The organism is Streptomyces regalis (assembly GCF_001509475.1).
GTDB classification, from domain to species: Bacteria; Actinomycetota; Actinomycetes; order Streptomycetales; family Streptomycetaceae; genus Streptomyces; species Streptomyces regalis.
In genome coordinates this window covers 28,515-47,213 of the sequence record NZ_LLZG01000104.1, presented here as the reverse complement: position 1 = coordinate 47,213, position 18,699 = coordinate 28,515, and the positions used below count along the sequence as shown (strand labels likewise).

The 18,699-nt window shown below is 71.5% G+C and carries 15 protein-coding genes; 6 read left to right on the top strand and 9 right to left on the bottom strand.

Annotation, left to right across the window (positions count from 1 at the left end; all coding sequences use genetic code 11):
• Nucleotides 1–128: 128 nt before the first annotated feature.
• Nucleotides 129–2,006 carry a hypothetical protein gene (locus ADL12_RS15685; RefSeq protein WP_062702783.1) on the top strand — a complete coding sequence of 626 codons (1,878 nt, stop codon included), beginning with the start codon at nucleotides 129–131 and terminating at the stop codon, nucleotides 2,004–2,006.
• An 84-nt stretch (nucleotides 2,007–2,090) separates the two neighbouring features.
• Here ADL12_RS15685 and erpA read toward each other — a convergent pair whose 3' ends face one another.
• Nucleotides 2,091–2,447 (bottom strand): iron-sulfur cluster insertion protein ErpA, encoded by a 357-nt coding sequence (gene erpA / locus ADL12_RS15680; protein WP_062702780.1) that lies wholly within the window; start codon nucleotides 2,445–2,447, stop codon nucleotides 2,091–2,093.
• 327 nt (nucleotides 2,448–2,774) lie between these two features.
• On the opposite strand from erpA, the gene nadA reads away from it, so the two are divergent.
• Nucleotides 2,775–3,971 (top strand): quinolinate synthase NadA, encoded by a 1,197-nt coding sequence (gene nadA, locus ADL12_RS15675; protein WP_062702940.1) that lies wholly within the window; start codon nucleotides 2,775–2,777, stop codon nucleotides 3,969–3,971.
• Between the two features lie 21 nt (nucleotides 3,972–3,992).
• On the opposite strand, the gene ADL12_RS15670 is transcribed toward nadA, so the two are convergent.
• From ADL12_RS15670 to ADL12_RS15645, 6 genes are all read right to left on the bottom strand, one after another.
• Nucleotides 3,993–6,236 (bottom strand): serine/threonine-protein kinase, encoded by a 2,244-nt coding sequence (locus ADL12_RS15670; RefSeq protein ID WP_062702778.1) that lies wholly within the window; start codon nucleotides 6,234–6,236, stop codon nucleotides 3,993–3,995.
• Nucleotides 6,237–6,381: 145 nt separating this feature from the next.
• Complete coding sequence (locus ADL12_RS15665; protein WP_062702776.1) at nucleotides 6,382–9,519, bottom strand: efflux RND transporter permease subunit; 3,138 nt, start codon at nucleotides 9,517–9,519, stop codon at nucleotides 6,382–6,384.
• A gap of 192 nt (nucleotides 9,520–9,711) precedes the next feature.
• Nucleotides 9,712–10,392, bottom strand: coding sequence for a response regulator (locus ADL12_RS15660; RefSeq protein WP_062702774.1), 681 nt, complete (start codon nucleotides 10,390–10,392; stop codon nucleotides 9,712–9,714).
• Between the two features lie 69 nt (nucleotides 10,393–10,461).
• Complete coding sequence (locus ADL12_RS15655; RefSeq protein WP_425265103.1) at nucleotides 10,462–11,667, bottom strand: sensor histidine kinase; 1,206 nt, start codon at nucleotides 11,665–11,667, stop codon at nucleotides 10,462–10,464.
• A 148-nt stretch (nucleotides 11,668–11,815) separates the two neighbouring features.
• Nucleotides 11,816–12,094, bottom strand: coding sequence for a PspA-associated protein PspAA (gene pspAA, locus ADL12_RS15650; protein ID WP_062702938.1), 279 nt, complete (start codon nucleotides 12,092–12,094; stop codon nucleotides 11,816–11,818).
• Nucleotides 12,095–12,136: 42 nt separating this feature from the next.
• The gene (locus ADL12_RS15645) at nucleotides 12,137–12,913 is read right to left on the bottom strand and encodes a PspA/IM30 family protein (protein ID WP_079052063.1); all 777 of its coding nucleotides are present in this window, start codon (nucleotides 12,911–12,913) and stop codon (nucleotides 12,137–12,139) included.
• 340 nt (nucleotides 12,914–13,253) lie between these two features.
• On the opposite strand from ADL12_RS15645, the gene ADL12_RS15640 reads away from it, so the two are divergent.
• The 3 genes from ADL12_RS15640 to ADL12_RS15630 all read left to right on the top strand — a co-directional run bounded on the left by ADL12_RS15640 (nucleotide 13,254) and on the right by ADL12_RS15630 (nucleotide 16,254).
• A complete protein-coding gene (locus ADL12_RS15640; protein WP_079052062.1) occupies nucleotides 13,254–13,883 on the top strand; it encodes a DUF3043 domain-containing protein in 630 nt (209 codons plus the stop codon).
• Between the two features lie 80 nt (nucleotides 13,884–13,963).
• Nucleotides 13,964–14,668: a class I SAM-dependent methyltransferase gene (locus ADL12_RS15635; RefSeq protein ID WP_062702936.1), complete on the top strand. Its 705-nt coding sequence runs from the start codon at nucleotides 13,964–13,966 to the stop codon at nucleotides 14,666–14,668.
• Between the two features lie 494 nt (nucleotides 14,669–15,162).
• On the top strand, nucleotides 15,163–16,254 hold the full coding sequence (locus tag ADL12_RS15630; RefSeq protein WP_062702766.1) for a S1C family serine protease: 1,092 nt from the start codon (nucleotides 15,163–15,165) through the stop codon (nucleotides 16,252–16,254).
• A 52-nt stretch (nucleotides 16,255–16,306) separates the two neighbouring features.
• Here the strand turns inward: ADL12_RS15630 and ADL12_RS15625 are convergent, their stop codons facing one another.
• Nucleotides 16,307–16,519, bottom strand: a complete 213-nt coding sequence (locus tag ADL12_RS15625) for a hypothetical protein (RefSeq protein WP_062702765.1) — start codon at nucleotides 16,517–16,519, stop codon at nucleotides 16,307–16,309.
• Nucleotides 16,520–16,632: 113 nt separating this feature from the next.
• Here ADL12_RS15625 and ADL12_RS15620 point away from each other — a divergent pair, with 113 nt between their 5' ends.
• Nucleotides 16,633–17,835: a bifunctional adenosylcobinamide kinase/adenosylcobinamide-phosphate guanylyltransferase gene (locus ADL12_RS15620; protein ID WP_062702763.1), complete on the top strand. Its 1,203-nt coding sequence runs from the start codon at nucleotides 16,633–16,635 to the stop codon at nucleotides 17,833–17,835.
• On the opposite strand, the gene ADL12_RS15615 is transcribed toward ADL12_RS15620, so the two are convergent.
• Entirely contained in the window at nucleotides 17,832–18,647 is an 816-nt protein-coding gene (locus ADL12_RS15615) for a class I SAM-dependent methyltransferase (RefSeq protein ID WP_062702761.1), read from the bottom strand. The two genes, ADL12_RS15620 and ADL12_RS15615, sit on opposite strands and share 4 nt — an antisense overlap.
• Nucleotides 18,648–18,699: the final 52 nt, after the last annotated feature.

The following is an 18,699-nucleotide window of genomic DNA, read 5'->3' as shown; positions in this document are numbered from 1 at the left end:
GTGCGCTCCCCCGCTGCGTCCCATCGGCGTCCCCCGTAAAGGGGATGCGGGATACGACCCGGTAGCCGGCCTTTTGACAGGGCCGGGTCAGGGTCAAGGGACATGTGCGCAGCCGAAGGAGCGATGCGGTGAACACCGAGCGACCCGACAACGACGACGCGGGCGCCTCCGGCCAGGACGCGGAGGAGGCACGGGTGGAGAAGGAAGCCGTCGGTGCCGAGGGGCTCGGAGCCGAGGGTGAGGCGGCGGGCGGAGCTCTTGGCGCCGGGGGCGGCGAGGCCGACGAGGCCGTAAGGGGCGCAGAAGCCACCGAGGCCACAGAGGCCGAAGCCTCCGAGGCCGGAGCGGCACCGGAGGCCGCGGAGACATCGGAGGCCCCGGCAGGGAAGGGCGTATCGGAACAGGAGGGTGCCGCGGAGGCCGTCCCCGAGGGCGAGGACGCCTCGCAGGAGGCCTCGGCGGTCTCGGCCCCGGCCCCCGCGGCTCCCGCCGCGGACCACCGGCATGACGACGGCCACCGGCACGATGGCGCCCACGACGGCGCCCGGCGCCGGTCCCCCGCTGTCATCGCCTCCGTCGCTGCCGCCGTACTGCTCGTCGGGGGCGGCGGAGCCTACCTCGCCGCGAATGCGTCCGGAGGGTCGGACGGAGGTACGGCCTCGGGGGCGTCCGGCGGTGACACGCCCCCGCCGCTCCACCTCGACGGCTACACCGAGGGCGGCCCCAGCGGCGTCGCGCCCGGGGAGCCCAACCCGTACGGCGTCACCTACAAGGCCGGCGGTGAGCTGGCGGACGGGCCCGACTCGGCGCCGGTGTACCGGGCCCGGGGTGAGGTCGGCGCGGGCGAGGTGGCCCGGCTGGCCGAGGCGCTCGGGGTGGACGGGAAGCCGGTGGTGCAGGGGCAGACCTGGAAGGTCGGGGCGCAGGACGGGGCGGGGCCCAGTCTGCAGGTGAACAAGCAGGCGCCGGGGACCTGGACCTTCTACCGGTATGCGCCCGGCACCGACAACTGCGAGAGCACCACCGTCTGCAGCAAGGACGCCCCCGATCCGGCCGCCGACCCGGTGAGCGAGGCCGCCGCGAAGAAGGCAGCCGCGCCGATTCTCAAGGCGGTGGGTCAGGACGACGCGAAGCTCGACGCGAGTCAGCTCATGGGCGCCCAGCGGGTCGTGAACGCCAGCCCCCTGGTCGGCGGGCTGCCCACGTACGGCTGGACGACCGGGGTCACCGTGAGCCCCCAGGGTGAGGTGGTCGGCGGAAGCGGCCAGTTGAAGGCGCCGGTGAAGGGGGACACGTACCCCGTGCTGGATGCCGAGAAGACGCTCGGGCTGATGAACGCGGCGCCGGGGACCGACCACCGTATGGGCATAGGCGGCTGCGCCAGCCCCGTACCGCTGAAGGACCGCCTCGAGGCGCCCTGCGGGACGGAGGCCTCGACGGGTGCGCCGGCGAAGGACACCGTCACGGTCGAGAAGGCGGTGTTCGGGCTGGCCTCGCACTACGTGGACACGCGGCAGACGCTGGTGCCGTCCTGGCTGTTCCAGGTGCGGGCGCCGGGTGCGCAGGACAGCTTCACGGTGACGTATCCGGCCGTCGACCCGAAGTTCCTGGCCTCGGCCACGCCGCCCGAGGAGCCGACCGCGCAGCCGACCCCGCGGCCGACCGAGCCGAAGGACGAGCCGACGTCGGCGCCGGTCACGCAGAACGTGGCGGTGGATGGCTATACCGCCGACGGCAGGGAACTGACCGTGGCCTTCACGGGCGGCGTGTGCGCCGAGTACAAGGTGACGGCGAGCGAGAGCGAGGAGCAGGTGACGATCCAGGTGACCGCGACCTCTCAGCCGGACAAGGTCTGCATCCTGATCGCCAAGGTGTTCCACAAGACCGTGCAGCTGGACGAGCCGCTCGGTGACCGCAAGGTCGTGGGCTCGGACGGGCAGGCGATCCCGCTGGAGAAGCCCGGGACGCGGCTTCCGGACGCGCCGGAGACGTCCGGGGCCCGGTAAGGGCCCGCGGACACGGGAAGGCGGCGGCCCCGTCGGAGGGGGTCGCCGCCTTCCTGCGTCTTTGCCGGGCTGTCTCAGCCGGGCTCAGCTGAAGGAGTCGCCGCAGGCGCAGGAGCCCGTCGCGTTCGGGTTGTCGATCGTGAAGCCCTGCTTCTCGATGGTGTCCACGAAGTCGACGGTGGCGCCGCCCAGGTAGGGGGCGCTCATGCGGTCGGTGACGACCTTCACACCGCCGAAGTCCTTGACCACGTCGCCGTCGAGGGAACGCTCGTCGAAGAAGAGCTGGTAGCGCAGGCCGGAGCAGCCGCCGGGCTGGACAGCCACGCGCAGGGCCAGGTCGTCACGGCCTTCCTGGTCGAGCAGGGCCTTGACCTTGGACGCGGCGGCGTCGGTCAGGACGATGCCGTCGGTGACGGTGCTGGTCTCGTCCGATACGGACATCTACATCTCTCCCGGGTTGTACGGAGACTGCTTGCCGACGGTTGCAACCGGCGGGGCCGCGGATTCATTCCGGGCCGGGCGCTTGTCTTTCGGTCCTTCTTCATGCTCGCACACGGTGCGCGAAGCGGAAAACGCCTCATTCGGGAATACGCGGACCCCTCGCCGGGATTCACGTCACATCGACGCGATGGCCGTCGTCAAACTGACGTGAACCGGTTATGATAGATAGCGTCAAATCGACGAGAAGTCGTTGAAGGTGTCCCGCTTGACCCGCCGGGTCCGGATTCTCCGGTCCCGGCGAGCCGTAGAACAGAAAGGGTGCGTGTCGTGACCACCGCCCAGACCCAGGAGCTCGACGTACAGCCGACGCCCCTCGCCCTGCTGCTCCTCGGCCGTGAGGCCGACCCCAGGAGCGAGCGCGGCGTCGAGTGTCCCGGCGACCTGCCCTCGCCGTCCGACCCGGACCTGGTCGAGCGCGTCCGCGCGGCCAAGGAGAAGCTCGGGAACAAGGTCTTCGTGCTCGGCCACCACTACCAGCGCGACGAGGTCATCCAGTTCGCGGACGTGACCGGCGACTCCTTCAAGCTGGCCCGGGACGCGGCCGCGCGCCCGGAGGCCGAGTACATCGTCTTCTGCGGTGTGCACTTCATGGCGGAGTCGGCGGACATCCTGACGTCCGACGACCAGAAGGTCGTCCTGCCCGACCTCGCCGCCGGCTGCTCGATGGCCGACATGGCGACGGCCGAGCAGGTCGCCGAGTGCTGGGACGTGCTGACCGAGGCCGGGATAGCCGAGCAGGTCGTGCCGGTGTCGTACATGAACTCGTCCGCGGACATCAAGGCGTTCACGGGCAAGCACGGCGGCACGATCTGCACCTCCTCCAACGCCAAGCGGGCCCTGGACTGGGCCTTCGAGCAGGGGGAGCCCCATTTGACAAAGGTGCTGTTCCTGCCCGACCAGCACCTCGGGCGCAACACCGCGGTCCGGGACATGGGCATGTCCCTGGAGGACTGCGTCGTCTACAACCCGCACAAGCCGAACGGCGGGCTGACGGCCGACGAGCTGCGGGCCGCGAAGATGATCCTGTGGCGCGGCCACTGCTCGGTGCACGGCCGCTTCAGCCTCGATTCGGTGAACGACGTGCGCGAGCGCATCCCGGGCGTGAACGTCCTGGTCCACCCCGAGTGCAAGCACGAGGTCGTGGCCGCGGCGGACTACGTCGGTTCGACCGAGTACATCATCAAGGCCCTGGAGGCCGCCCCGGCCGGCTCCAAGTGGGCCATCGGGACCGAGCTGAATCTCGTACGCCGCCTGGCGAACCGTTTCGCGCCGGAGGGCAAGGAGATCGTCTTCCTCGACAAGACGGTCTGCTTCTGCTCGACCATGAACCGCATCGACCTGCCCCACCTGGTGTGGACCCTGGAGTCGCTGGCCGAGGGCAACCTGGTCAACCGCATCGAGGTCGACAAGGAGACCGAGGCGTTCGCGAAGCTGGCGCTGGAGCGGATGCTGGCGCTGCCGTAGCCCGTCCACCGCGGCCCGCGCTCACCCCGCCGAGACCGGTGTCCGGTCGGGGTGGGCCGGGTCGAGGGTGAAGATCGTGCCGTCGGCGGTCGCCACCACCAGGGCACCCTTGTCGAACAGCACGACGGGCGTGATCCCGCCGGCCAGGACCTCGGCGCGGGTGGAGGACTCCCACAGCAGGGTGCCCCGCGCCGCGTCCAGGGCCGCCACCCGTCCGCTCCCACTGGCCACGTACGCGGTGCGCCCGCTGGCGTCCACCGAGACCTGGCCGGGCGATTCCACGGTGGTGCGGGACTCCCACACCTTGGCTCCCGTCAGCGGCGAGGCGGCGGTCACCCGGCCGGTGGAGTTGGAGAAGTACAGCGTGCCGCGCGCCAGGGCCACGGTCCCCCGGTACCGCTGGGGCAGTTCTGTCACCTCGCGCTCCCCGCTCTCGGGGTCGACGCGCACGATACGGGTGTACGTCAGGTCTCGGCCGGCCGCGACCACGTCCGCCTCCGCGTCCGACTCCACGAACAGCAGCTTCCCGTCGAGGGCGCCGACGAAGCTGCCGCTGTCCGCGGGGGTGGCCAGGCGCCGCACGGAGCCGTCGGAGGGGTCGATCACGATGAACTGCGTGTCGTCGTCCGCCGAGTCGGTGACGCACTCGACGTACGGACGGCCCTCCCTGTCGATCAGGGTGCAGAAGTGCTTCGCCGGCAGGGGTATCTTCCAGCGCTCCTTGCCGTCGGCCGCCGAGCGGGCGGTCACCGTCCGACCGTCGGCCTCCTGCATGAGGGCCAGTCCGGCGACGTCGATCGACCCCGGGCTGCCGTTGTACACCTTCCGGGACCAGAGTTCTTCGCCGCTGTCGCGGTCGAGGGCGACGAGGGTCTGCTCCTGGGTGAAGCCGGACGCGTTGTTGACGAGCAGGTGGACGAGCACCACATCGCCGTCGACGCCGACGACCGTCGAGGTGTACCAGTCGGCGGGGATGCCGGCCGGCGCGATGCCGGCGCGCCAGAGGGTCCTGCCGGTGGCACCGTCGATCCGTGCCGGGAGGAGTGCGTTGCCGCCGCAGTAGACGGAGCCCTGGTCCACCGCGCAGTGCGGCGCCACGTCCGCACCGTTCACGTCCGGCGCCTTCGTCACCCCGCTCGCGGCGGTTACGGTCACCCCCGTCTGCCACGGCTTCCAGCCGGCCGGGAGGGCGGCCCAGCGGGACGCGGCGGACGCGGCGGCCGGGGCGGGGCTCGCCGGCGAGGGGTCGTCCGCGAAACCCGGCCCGTACCGCATATAGCCCAGGAGCCCCAGGCCGAGCACGCCGACCGTGCCGACCGCGGCCCACAACGGACGCGTACGGCTGCGGCGGCCGGCGGAGGCGGTGCGGTCGGCGGCGATCCCCGGGTCGGCCTCCGCGCCGGCCCGCGGCGGGCCCGGACGCAGGGTCGTCGTGGGCGGGTCGCCCTCCGCGGGCTCGGGCAGGACAGCCGCGAACTCGTGGGCCAGTTCGTCGAGCCCGGGCCGGTCCTTGGCCTCCTTGGCCAGGCAGCGCTCCAGGACGCTGCGCAGCGGGCGCGCCACGCCCTCCAGCACGGGCTCGTCGTGGACCACCCGGTAAGCGGTCAGATAGGGGCTGTCGGCGTCGAAGGGGCCCCGGCCCGTGACGCAGAACACCAGCAGCGCGCCGAGCGAGAAGACGTCCGAGGCGGGGCCGACGTTGCGGGCGTCGGTGAGCTGTTCCGGTGACATGAAGGGCGGGGTGCCGATCATCTGGCCGGTCTCGGTGAGGGTGTTGTGGTTCTCGGCGGCGCGGGAGATGCCGAAGTCGATGACGCGGGGACCGTCCTCGGCCATCAGGACGTTGGCCGGCTTGAGGTCCCGGTGCACCACCCCGGCCCGGTGGATCTCCCGCAGGGCCTCCACCAACCCCAGGGCCACCTGCCGCAGTTCGGCGCCGCGCAGCGCGCCCTGCTCGCGGATCCGGTCGGCGAGGGAGCGGCCGGGCACGTACTGGGTGGCCATCCAGGGCCGTACCGCCTCGGCGTCGGCGTCCACGACCGGCGCGGTGAAGGCGCCGCTCACCTTGCGGACGGACTCGATCTCGTGGCGGAAGCGGGCGCGGAAGACCTTGTCCTCGGCGTACTGGGCGTGCACCACCTTGACAGCGACCTCGCGGCCCGAGCGTGCCCTGCCCAGGTAGACGATCCCCATGCCTCCGGCCCCGAGCCGGTCGACCAGCTTGTAGCCGCCGACCGACTTCGGGTCGTCCCTGTGCAGCGGCACGCGCGAATCCCCTTCCGCCGCAGAGCAGTTCGAGGCCACAGAATACGTAACCCCGGGTACGGCGGCGGCCGGGTCCCCGACCCTGGTGGATCGGGGACCCGGCCGCCGTGCAGGGGTCCTTCGTCGTCCTGGACGGCGAGGGCCGTCACACTCCCGCGGGTTCGGGCTCCCCCGATTCCGCCGGCTGAGCGGGCGTCCCGGCCTTCTTGGCCTTCTTCGCCGCCCGCTTCTTCGCCCGGCGCTCCTTGCGGAGCTCCAGCATCGTGTAGAGCGTCGGGACGATGAGCAGGGTCAGCATGGTCGAGGTGATCAGGCCGCCGATGACGACCACGGCCAGCGGCTGGGCGATGAAGCCGCCCTCGCCGGTGACGCCCAGCGCCATGGGGAGCAGCGCGAAGATCGTCGCCAGGGCCGTCATGAGGATCGGGCGCAGCCGGTGGCGGCCGCCCTCGATGACCGCTTCCACGACGCCGTAACCCTGCCTGCGGTACTGGTTGATGAGGTCGATCAGCACGATGGCGTTCGTCACCACGATGCCGATCAGCATCAGCATGCCGATCATCGCGGGGACGCCCATCGGGGTGCCGGTCGCCACCAGGAGGCCGATCGCGCCGGTCGCCGCGAACGGGATCGACACGAGCAGGATCAGCGGCTGGGCCAGCGAGCGGAAGGTCGCCACCAGCAGCATGAAGACGATCGCGATCGCCGCGAGCATCGCCAGGCCCAGGTTGGCGAACGCCTCGTCCTGGTCCTGGGAGACGCCGCCGATCTCGGCCGTGGCGCCCGCCGGGAGGGTCAGTCCATTGATCTTGGACTGGAGGTCCGCGCTCACCGCGCCGGTGTTGTCGCCGGTCGGCTTGGCGCTGATCGTGGCGGCGCGCTGGCCGTCGATGCGGGTCATCGAGACCGGGCCGTCCACCAGCTTCACGTCCGCGATGTCGCCCAGCTTCACCGGGCCCAGGCGCAGGTCCTGAAGCTGCTTCAGCGTCTTCGCGGGCTTCGCCGACTTGATGACGACGTCCCGCTCGGTGTCGTCGAGGGTCGCCTGGGCCGCCGTGTTGCCGCGGACCGCCTGGGCGACAGCCATGCCGAGCGTCTGGTCGTTGAAGCCGGCCGCGGCCGCCTTGTCGCCCGCCTTGACCGAGATGCGCGGCACGCTCTGCGAGAGGTCGCTGGTGACGTCCGTGACGTCGTCCAGGCCGGCCACCGCCTCCCGGACCTGCTCGGCCGCCTTGCGCAGGACGTCCCCGTCGGCCGCCTTCACGACGACGCTCAGGTCCTGGGCGCCGAAGCCGTCACCGGCCGCGATGGTGGTCGTGCCGATGCCGTCGAGCTTCTGCAGGCCCGCCTCGATGCGGTCCTGCACCTCGTCGTACGACGCCGAGTCCTCCAGCATCACCTGGTACGACGCCTGGTTGGTGTCGGTGCCGCCGCCGAAGGCCGCCATGAAGCCGGACGAGCCGATCGTGACCTGGTAGTCCTTGACGCCCTTGGTGCCGGCGAGCAGCTTCTCGACCTTCTTCGCCTGCTCGTCGGTCGCCGCCAGGCTGGTGCCCGGCTTCAACTCCTGCTTGACGGTGAGGACTTCCTGCTCGCCCTGGTCGAAGAAGTTCGTCTTCAGCAGCGGCGCCATGCCGAACGTGCCGACGAGGATGACGATCGCGAGCAGCACACTGGTCAGCCGACGGCGGGTCGCGAACCGCAGGACGGGGACGTAGAAGCGCTGGAGCCTGCTCTTCGCCTCCTTCTCCTCGGCCTTGCGGCGGGCCTCGTCGGCGTCCGCCGGGGTGCCCTTCGGAGCGCGCAGGAACCAGTACGACAGGACCGGTACGACCGTCAGCGAGACCAGCAGCGACGCCAGCAGCGCGGCCGTCACGGTCAGGCTGAACGAGCCGAACAGCTCGCCCACCATGCCGCCGACCAGGCCGATCGGCAGGAAGACGGCGACCGTGGTGAGGGTGGAGGAGGTGACCGCTCCGGCGACCTCGCGGACCGCCTTGAGGATGGCCTCCTCGCGCTCCTCGCCGTAGCCGAGGTGCCGCTTGATGTTCTCCAGGACCACGATCGAGTCGTCGACGACACGGCCGATGGCGATGGTCAGCGCGCCCAGCGTCAGCATGTTCAGCGACAGGTCGCGCGTCCACAGCACGATCAGGGCGAGGACGACCGACAGCGGAATGGAGACCGCGGTCACCAGCGTCGAGCGGATCGACGCGAGGAAGACCAGGATGATGAGGACCGCGAAGAGCAGGCCGAGCGCGCCCTCGGTGGTCAGGCCGTCGATGGACTTCTTCACGGCCGGGCCCTGGTCGCTGACCACGGTGAGCGTGGCGTCCGAGCCGAGGTCCCCCCGCAGCTCCGGGAGCTTGTCGCGCACCGCGTCCGAGATCGCGACCGCGCTGCCGTCGCGGTCCATGGTGACCGCGACCGCGAGGGACGGCTTGCCGTCGGTGCGGGTGATGGAGTCGGCCGGGGCCTGCTCCTGCTTGACGTCGGCCACGTCACCGAGGCGGACCGGCTTCTTCCCGGCGGCGGAAGCACCCTCGCCGGTGACCATGAGGTCCTCGATCTGCTGGATCGAGGTGAAGCCGCCGCCCACCTGGACCGTACGGTTGTCGCCGCCCTCGTCGAAGGAGCCCGCCGGGACGGTGGCGCCGCCCGCCTGCAGGGCCTGCGAGAGGGCGGCCGAAGTGAGCCCCGCCTTCGCGAGCTTCGCGTCGTCCGGCGTGACGGTGACCTGGAGGTCCCGTACGCCGTCCACGGTGACCTGGCCGACGCCGTCGATGTCCTTCAGGTCCGCGACGACGGTCCGGTCGAGCTGGTCGGCCAGGGACTGCTGGTCCTGGCCGGAGGTGACGGCGAGGACGACGGTCGGGATGTCGTCCGTGGAACCGGCGATGACCTGCGGGTCCACGTCGTCCGGCAGCTGGACGCGGGCCCGGTTGACGGCCTGCTGGACGTCGGCGACGAGCTGCTTGGTGTCGGGGCCGTAGGCGAAGGACGCCATGATCAAGGCGTTGCCCTCGCTGGCGGTGGAGGTCACGCCGGTGATGCCGTCGACGGCTTCGAGGCTGTCCTCGATGGGCTCGACGACCTGCTTCTCGACCACGTCCGGTGACGCGCCCTGGTACGGCGCCAGCACGGACACCATGGGCAGTTCGATGGAGGGCAGCAGTTGCTGCTTGAGCTGGGGTATCGCGATGGCGCCGAAGGCGATCGCGATGATCGACATCAGGCCGATCAGGGCACGTTGGGCAAGGCTGAATCTCGACAGCCAGGACATGGGTCAGGGTCTCTCTTCTGTGAGCGGCAGAAGTGGTCAGCGGACGTGGCAGGGCGGCTGTGTCACACACAGCACGCCGCACATGTGAGCGCCCGCCCTTACACCCTGAGCCATCGGGGAGCCCGGTTTCGTAGGCCCCAGGTCCATTTCCTTATACGCCGCATACTCCGGCCGCAGTACGCAGGATCGAGCTCACTCCACCCTTGGACGTACCAGCCCGGACTCGTACGCGATCACCACCAGCTGGGCCCGGTCGCGGGCGCCGAGCTTGGACATGGCCCGGTTGACGTGCGTCTTCACGGTCAGCGGGCTGACCTCGAGGCGTTCGGCGATCTCGTCGTTGGAGTGTCCGCCGGCGACCTGGACCAGGACCTCGCGCTCCCGGACGGTGAGCGCGTCGAGCCGCTCGGCACGGGCGGGGTCACGGTCGTCCGCGCCGTCGCCCTGGGCGAGGAAGCGGGCGATCAGGCCCTTGGTGGCGGTCGGGGACAGCAGGGCCTCGCCGCCGGCCGCGACGCGGATGGCACTGAGCAGCTCGTCGGGTTCGGAGCCCTTGCCGAGGAAACCGGAGGCGCCGGCGCGCAGCGACTGCACGACGTAGTCGTCGACCTCGAAGGTGGTGAGGATGACCACGCGGACATGGGCGAGGGTCGGGTCGGCGCTGATCATGCGGGTGGCGGCGAGACCGTCGGTGCCGGGCATCCGGATGTCCATCAGCACGACGTCCGCCCGCTCCTCCTTGGCCAGCCGCACCGCCTCCGCCCCGTCGGAGGCCTCCCCCACGACCTCCATGTCGGGCTCGGAGTCGACCAGCACCCGGAAGGCGCTGCGCAGGAGTGCCTGGTCGTCGGCGAGCAGGACGCGGATGGTCATGCGGGGTCCTCGTCTGTCGTGTGGCGTACCGCGTCTGCGGTGGTCATACGGCGTCTGCCGCTTCGGTGGTCATACGGCGTCTTCCGCGGCGCGGGTGCGGCTCTTGAGCGGCAGGATCGCATGGACGCGGAAACCGCCTCCGTAACGGGGGCCGGTGGTGAGGGTGCCGCGCAGGGCGGTGACGCGTTCGCGCATGCCGAGCAGGCCGTGGCCGCCGCCGTCGGAGGTGTCGTCCTCGCCGGCGCCGTCGTCGAGGACGGTGATCTCGATGTTCGGGCCCACCGTGACGACGCTGACCTCGGCCTTGGCGTCCGGGCCCGCGTGCTTCTGCACGTTGGTGAGGGCCTCCTGGATGACGCGGTAGGCGGCCAGGTCGACGGCGGCGGGGAGTGTGCTGCCCTGGTCGGCGCGGGCGACCTCCACCTGGAGGCCCGCGCTGCGGAAGGTGCCCGCGAGTTCGTCGAGGCGGGCGAGGCCGGGGGCCGGTTCGGTGGGGGCCTCGGGGTCGCCGGACTGTCTCAGCAGGCCGACGGTGGCACGGAGTTCGTTGAGCGCCGAGCGGCTGGCTTCGCGTACGTGCGCGAGGGCTTCCTTGGCCTGGTCGGGCCGCTTGTCCATGACGTGGGCGGCGACGCCGGCCTGCACATTGACGAGGGCGATGTGGTGGGCGACGACGTCGTGCAGGTCCCGGGCGATACGCAGGCGCTCCTCGGCGACGCGGCGGCGGGCCTCCTCCTCGCGGGTGCGCTCCGCTCGTTCGGCGCGCTCGCGGATGGCGGCGACGAAGGCACGGCGGCTGCGGACCGCGTCGCCCGCGGTGGCGCCGATGCCGGTCCAGGCGAAGATGCCCAGGTTCTCCTGGGCGTACCAGGGCAGGGGGCCGGCGAGCATGGCGGAACCGGTCAGGGCGGTCATGGTGAGCAGGCCCACGCGCCAGGTGGTGGTGCGGTCGGTGGTCGAGGCGACGGTGTAGAGGGCGATGACCGCGGACATCGCGACGGGGGCGCGGGGGTCGCCGCTGACGGACTCGACGAGGGAGAAGGTGCCGGTGAGGACGAGCACCGTCATGGGGGCACGGCGGCGGAAGACGAGGGCTGCGGCGCCGAGGGTGATGAGCAGGAGGCTGAGCGCGTCCGGGGTGCGCAGGCCCCAGGTCACCCCGGTCTTCTCGTGCGGGTCCACGAACGAGCCGGCCACCATGCAGGCCAGTACGCCCACCGCCAACGCGGCGTCCAGCGCCATGGGGTGCGCCTTGAGATGCCGCCGTACGCGTATCCCTGCGGGGCTTGGAACGGGGGCCAACTGGAGGTTCCTTGTGGTGTGTGCCCGGCGTTGCAGTGCGCGTCGCCTGAGGGTCGCCGCCCCCAGACCCCCGCGCCGGACGGGCTGGTTATTACGGACCGGCGTCGAGAGGCACCCCAGCTCAACCCGGGATCAAGCCGTCGTCGCTCAGCAGCTCCCGGACCTCCTCCAGCGTCGCGTCCGGCGACGGAAGGATCAGTTCGGACGGTTCCAGGGAGTCGTCGGGCAGGGGCTCGCCGAGTTCGCGGACCTTGGACAGGAGTCCGGCGAGGGTGCGGCGGAAGCCGGGACCGTCGCCGTTCTCCATCTCCACCAGGAGCTCGTCGTCGAGCTTGTTCAGCTCGGGCAGGTGGCTGTCGGACAGCTTCACCTGCCCTTCACCCATGATCCGGACGATCATGTCGCCCATCTCGCCCTCCTAGGCGTGAGCCCCGGACGTCGGCTACTGCTTGTCGAAGCGCGGGGTGTCCTGCGGCTGCTGCTGGGCCTGCGACTGGCCGTTGCCGCCCTCGATGGCCTGCTGGCCGCCCGACGGGCCACCGGCCAGCTCCGCCTTCATGCGCTGCAGTTCCAGCTCTACATCCGTACCACCGGAGAGCCGGTCCAGCTCGGCCTGGATGTCGTCCTTGTGCATCCCCGACTGGTCGTCGAGGGCGCCGGAGGCGAGAAGTTCGTCGATCGCACCGGCCCGCGCCTGGAGCTGGGCCGTCTTGTCCTCCGCCCGCTGAATCGCCAGGCCGACGTCGCCCATCTCCTCCGAGATACCGGAGAACGCCTCGCCGATCCGGGTCTGGGCCTGGGCCGCGGTGTACGTGGCCTTGATCGTCTCCTTCTTGGTGCGGAAGGCGTCGACCTTGGCCTGCAGGCGCTGGGCCGCAAGGGTGAGCTTCTCCTCCTCGCCCTGCAGGGTCGCGTGCTGCGTCTCCAGGTCCGTCACCTGCTGCTGGAGGGCGGCGCGGCGGGACAGCGCCTCGCGGGCCAGGTCCTCACGGCCCAGCGCGAGCGCCTTGCGGCCCTGGTCCTCCAGCTTGGTGGACTGCGACTGCAGCTGGTTGAGCTGGAGTTCCAGGCGCTTGCGCGAGGTGGCCACGTCGGCGACGCCGCGGCGGACCTTCTGGAGCAGCTCCAGCTGCTTCTGGTACGAGTAATCGAGGGTCTCGCGCGGGTCCTCGGCCCGGTCAAGGGCCTTGTTCGCCTTCGCGCGGAAGATCATCCCCATACGCTTCATGACACCGCTCATGGGCTTCGCGCGCCCCCTTCTGACGTCCAGCTCCAGCTCTGCGACAGAACCCACAGTACGGGCCCTGCATCCATTGACGCACTGTTCGGGGACGGATGCGCTCATCCCCAAGGACGACTGCTGACGCTCCCGCTCCGGCGTAAGGAGTAGGTGACTCCCGGGTGGCTCATGGGTGGACTCATGAATGGGTTCCATGAGTGTCCGCCCGGTGCCGCCCGAGCGCCTTCCCGATGGCCGCCGAACGAACCGTCTGCAACGTCCCCTCTGTCCCCCTACGACGACTGGTGTTGCCGGATCGTTCCCCGCCGGGCTGACGTCCATGCCCCGGTACCCCGTACCCTTGGGTTTTGTGTTCCGTAGCCGTGCCAAGGAAGAGAAGGCCCAGACCGCCGACAAGGCGCTGGTGACCGACTCCACTCAGTCCCGTCACCCCGAGGCCCCGAAGGGCCGCCCCACGCCCAAGCGCAGTGAGGCCCAGTCGCAGCGTCGCAGCGTGGCCAACACGTCGATGACGCGCAAGGATGCCGCCAAGCGCCAGCGCGAGGAGCGCCGGGCCGCCCTGGAGAAGCAGCGCCAGGCGCTGGCCGGGGGCGACGAGCGGTATCTGCCGGCCCGCGACAAGGGTCCGGTCCGCAAGTTCGCGCGTGACTTCATCGACTCGCGCTTCAACATCGCGGAGTTCTTCCTGCCGATGGCCGTGGTCATCCTCGTGCTGAGCATGGTGCAGGTTCCAGCGCTGCAGAACATCGCGCTGCTGCTGTGGCTGATCGTGATCGTGCTCATCGTGCTCGACTCGGTCGTCACCGGCTTCCGTCTGAAGAAGCAGCTCGCCGAGCGCTTCCCCGACGCCCCCAAGCGTGGTGCCGTCGCCTACGCGCTGATGCGTTCCCTGCAGATGCGCCGGCTCCGGCTGCCGAAGCCGCAGGTCAAGCGCGGAGAGCGGCCCTGAGCGCAGCTGCTTTCACCGGGGGTGCGGCCGACGCCTGGCTCAGTAAATTGGGCGGGCTGCGTAATGTCGTACGACAGGAGCTGGTCGCCCGGCAGCTCGACGAGCAGATAGCCGGGCGGTTCCCGGTCGGGCAGCGGCTGCGGGTGCTCGACGTGGGCATGGGCCAGGGCACGCAGGCGCTGCGCCTGGCCAGGGCCGGGCATCAGGTGACCGGCGTCGAGCAGGACCCGAAGATGATCGCCGCGGCCCGGGAGGAGCTCGCCCGCGAGCCCGAGGGGATCCGCGAGCGGGTCCGCATCGTCCAGGGGGACGGACGGGACACCGGCGTCCACTTTCTGCCGGGCAGCTTCGATGTCGTGCTGTGCCATGGCGTGCTGATGTACATCGAGGAGCCCGATCCGCTGCTGGCCGGGCTGGCCCGGATGCTCGCCCCGGGCGGACTGCTGTCGCTGCTGGTGCGCAACGGCGACGCGCTGGCCATGCGGCCGGGACTGGCCGGGGACTGGGCCGGGGCGCTGGCCGCCTTCGACACCACCGCGTACCGCAATCGGCTGGGGCTCGACGTACGGGCGGACCGGCTCACGGACCTGACGGCGACGCTCGCGGGCATCGCGGCGCCGCTGCACGCCTGGTACGGGGTGCGGGTGTTCACCGACACGGCGGTCGACGGGGCGGAGATCCCGGCGGACGTGGAGGCGTTGCTGGCGGTCGAGGAGCGAGCCGGGAAGACGGATCCCTATCGGAGCGTCGCTGCGTTGCTGCATCTGTGCGGGGTGCGGGGCTGAGCCCGTTGTCCGTGCGCGGGTGCAGGGCTGGACCCGTTGTCCGTACGCGGGCGCACGACCGAAGCCGTCACCCGTGCACGGGCGCACGGCTGGCCCCCTCGCCCGCGCACGGGCGCGCGACTGAAACCCGCTATCCGTGCACAGGCGCGCGGCTAAACCCGATGTCCGTACGCGGGCGCACGACTGAACCCGCTGTCCGGACGCGAGCACACGACCGAACCTCGTCACCCATGCGCGGGCTCACGACGGAACCCCCTGGCCGTGCGCCGGCGCACGGCTGGACCCGCTGTCCATGCACACGCGCGCGGCTGAACCCGCCATCCGTACGCGGGCACGCGGCTGAACCCGTTACCCGTGTGCAGTGCGCGGCTGGGTCCCGCAATGGCCGGCCAGGCCCATCGCTCCCTCGCCCCGCGCCCGCCCGCAATCCCCGGCCGGGCTCGTTCGGGTGAGCACTACGGGCCGGGGCCAGGACCCGAGGTGAGACTCGGGGCATGGACGCTCGCCGTTTCCGTGCCCTGCGGTCGGCCTTTCCGGTCGCCGTCCTCTCCTGCTGTCTCGGGCTCTTCCTCTCCCTTCTCTCCGGGTGTTCCGGCTCCCTGTCCCCGGGAGGGGATGAGGACACGACCACGCAGGCCGCCGTGCCGATGGCGGTCGAGGCGGCCGACGATCTCCAGGACGGGTATCTGAAGGTGATCAAGGACGTTCTGCCATCCGTCGTGCAGATCCAGGCCAGGAATGATCTGGGCTCGGGCGTGGTCTACGACGGCCAGGGGCACATCGTCACCAACGCGCATGTCGTCGGGGACGAGGACAGCTTCCGGGTGACGACCGCCAACAGCGAGGACACGCTCACCGCGCGGCTCGTCTCCTCGTACCCGCAGCAGGACCTCGCCGTCATCAAGCTGGACAAGGCGCCGAAGGGGCTGAAGGCGGCGGCGTTCGGGGACTCGGCGAAGGTCGAGGTCGGGCAGATCGTGCTGGCCATGGGCTCACCGCTGGGGCTGTCGTCCAGCGTGACGCAGGGCATCGTGTCGGCGACCGGACGGACCGTCACCGAGGGCCGCAGCGGGGGTGGCACGGGCGCGACGATCGCCAACATGGTGCAGACGTCGGCCGCGATCAACCCCGGCAACAGCGGTGGCGCCCTGGTGAACCTCGACGGGCGGGTCATCGGCATCCCGACCCTCGCGGCCACCTTCCCGGGGGCCGGGGAGGGCGCGGCGCCCGGAATCGGGTTCGCGATCCCGGCGTCGACGGTGCGGACGATCGCCGACCAGATCGTCAAGGACGGCAGGGTCACCGAATCGGGCCGGGCGGCGCTCGGCATCACCGGCCGTACGGTCGTGAACGACGACTACGAGGTCGCGGGCGTCGCCGTGGTCGAGGTGATGGCGGGCGGGGCGGCCGACAAGGCCGGAATCGAGCCCGGGGACGTCATCACCCGGCTCGGTGACACCGACATCACGACCATCACCTCACTCTCCGAGGAGCTTGCCTCCGACAGGCCGGGCGCGCGGACGACGGTGACGTACACGCGCAACGGCAATGAGAAGACGGTGGATGTGACGCTGGGTGAGCAGTGACGTGAGGGCGGGGCGAGGGCCGGACGACCGTGTGGCCCTCACCCCCCTCCGCCTAGGCCTGCTCGGCGTGCAGGCTCATCGGCCCGTAGATCTCCGTGGAGTCCTCGTACAGCCGCACCTGGTCCGCACCGCCCTCGAGCAGCGCCTTCCAGTTCTCCCCGACCCAGGACTCGGCGTCCCCCTGGGTGGTGAACTCCTCGGGCTGCACCGCGGGCTGGACCTCCGCCCCGTCGGCCTTCTCGAACCGCCACGTCCATGCCGCCATGTACGCCTCCAAGGTGTCAGCACGTGCAGAGCAAGAGCCGGATCTTGGTCCGGCTCCTGTTCTGAGCCTAGCCGGATGCGCGAGACCTGCGCAGACACGCGAAAATCAGTTTCGTGGAACTGACTCTCCTCGGCACCGGTGCCCCCGCGGGACTCCCCCGCCCCGACTGTCCGTGTGCGGCCTGTGCCGGCGCGCTCGGCGATGATGCGCGGGCGGCCACCGCGTTGCTCGTCGACGGGGCGCTGTTGCTCGATCTGACGCCCGGGGCGGCGTTCGCGGCGGCTCGGGCGGGGCGTTCGCTGGGGGGCGTACGGCAGGTGTTGCTGTCGCATCCGCACGACGGGCCCGCCGTCGAGGTGCCGGCGGGCCTGCCGCAGCCCGGGCGGGTGCCGGACGGGCGGGAGTTGACGCTGCTGACGGGGCATCGGGTGCGGGCGGTGGCGATGGACTCGCCGGGCACGGGGTACGCGGTGACCGGGCCGGGCGGGCAGCGGCTGCTGTATCTGCCGCCGGGGGGCGCGCCGGCCGGGCTGGAGAACGGGGCCGTCGGGATGTACGACATGGTGGTCGCCGATGTCGTGGGGCGGCCGGACGCCCTGGCCAAGCTGCGGGCGGTGGGCGCGGTCGGGCCGACGACGGATGTCATCGCCGTCCATCTGGACCATGACGTGCCGCCGGGTGCCGAGTTGCGGCGGCGGCTGGCCGCGGCGGGGGCGCGGGCGGTGCCGGACGGGGCGACGCTGGTGGTGGGGGCGTACGAGGACGTGCCGGATGTGCCGCGGCGGACCCTGGTGCTGGGCGGGGCCCGGTCCGGGAAGTCGGTGGAGGCGGAGCGGCGGTTGGAGGCCTTCCCCGATGTGCTGTACGTGGCGACCGGGGGCAGCCGCAGCGGGGACACCGAGTGGGCGGCGCGGGTCGCCGCGCACCGGGAGCGGCGGCCGGGGTCATGGCGTACGGCCGAGACGTGCGACCTGGTGCCGCTGCTGGCCGAGGCCGGGGCGCCGTTGCTCGTCGACTGTCTGTCCCTGTGGCTGACGGACGCCATGGACTCCGTCGGGGCGTGGGACGACGCGGTGTGGGCGGACGGCGGGGAGCGGGCGCTGAGGGAACGGGTGCGGGAGCTGACGGAGGCGGTGCGGGCCACGCGGCGGACTCTGGTCGCCGTATCGAACGAGGTCGGGTCGGGAATCGTGCCGGCCACGGCGTCGGGGCGACGGTACCGGGACGAGCTGGGCCGGCTGAACGCGGCGTTCGCCGGGGAGTGCGAGCAGGTGGTGCTGGTGGTAGCGGGGCAGGCGCTGGTGTTGCGGGGTTAGGCCCGTGCGGTCGGGTCCTTGCGGGCGATGACGCGGTACGTGTTCGAGAAGCGGGTGTGGCGCAGTACGGGGGCCAGGATGTGGTCGAGCGTCCAGGCCACGGCCACCAGTGGCGCGCACGCTCGGGACAGCAGCGAGGGCAGGAAGAACGACAGCGCCCGCGAGGTCGTGGCCGCGAGGTCGTACGGGAGGTGCGGGGTGCGGCGGTCCGCGGAGAGGATCGTGCAGCCCTGGGACTCCAGTTCCCGGCAGAGTGTGCCCAGCGGAATCAGGTGCAGGTGGCCCGGGCGGCTGTGCGGGGTCCACCATCTGCCGAGCAGCAGGGCGAACACGCAACGCGGGTCGGGGAGTTCGAGAAGGAGGAGGCCGCCGGGTCTGAGGACCGTGAGGGCGGCGCGGAGCTCCTCGCGGGGGTCCGGGGTGTGTTCCAGGTGGCGGAGCATGCTGACGATGTCGTAGCGGGCCCGCAGGCGGGCCTTGATGCGGCCGTCCGTCAGATTGCCGACGTGGGCCTCCTCCACCCGCTCGGCCACGCGTGCGTGCAGGACGCGGTAAGTCGGGTCCAGGCCGTCGAACGCCGTGTACGGGAAGAGTTCCTTCGCCACCTCCGGGAAACGGGCGTACCCCGTGCCCACGTCCAGCCAGCTCTCCGGCTCGGGGAAGGACAGCACCGCGCGGGCCGCCGCCCTCAGCCGGCCGGACGGCAGCCGCGTGAGCCCCAGGTGCCGGGGGACGTAGGGCTGGTCCCGGCATGCGCCGAGGGAGAACGCGCAGTCCGCGCGGGGTCGTTCGGGGGGTGCGGTCGCGGTCATGGGCGGCTCCCGGGCGCGTGGGCGTATGGCGGGGGCGTACGGCGGGGGGCAT

Excerpts from the sequence above, each read along its gene's own strand:
- erpA (WP_062702780.1), bottom strand. The coding sequence starts at position 2,447 with ATGTCCGTATCGGACGAGACCAGCACCGTCACCGACGGCATCGTCCTG.
- ADL12_RS15665 (WP_062702776.1), bottom strand. The coding sequence starts at position 9,519 with ATGTCCTGGCTGTCGAGATTCAGCCTTGCCCAACGTGCCCTGATCGGC.
- ADL12_RS15660 (WP_062702774.1), bottom strand. The coding sequence starts at position 10,392 with ATGACCATCCGCGTCCTGCTCGCCGACGACCAGGCACTCCTGCGCAGC.
- pspAA (WP_062702938.1), bottom strand. The coding sequence starts at position 12,094 with ATGATCGTCCGGATCATGGGTGAAGGGCAGGTGAAGCTGTCCGACAGC.
- ADL12_RS15645 (WP_079052063.1), bottom strand. The coding sequence starts at position 12,913 with ATGGGGATGATCTTCCGCGCGAAGGCGAACAAGGCCCTTGACCGGGCC.
- ADL12_RS15640 (WP_079052062.1), top strand. The coding sequence starts at position 13,254 with ATGCCCCGGTACCCCGTACCCTTGGGTTTTGTGTTCCGTAGCCGTGCC.
- ADL12_RS15630 (WP_062702766.1), top strand. The coding sequence starts at position 15,163 with ATGGACGCTCGCCGTTTCCGTGCCCTGCGGTCGGCCTTTCCGGTCGCC.
- ADL12_RS15625 (WP_062702765.1), bottom strand. The coding sequence starts at position 16,519 with ATGGCGGCATGGACGTGGCGGTTCGAGAAGGCCGACGGGGCGGAGGTC.
- ADL12_RS15615 (WP_062702761.1), bottom strand. The coding sequence starts at position 18,647 with ATGACCGCGACCGCACCCCCCGAACGACCCCGCGCGGACTGCGCGTTC.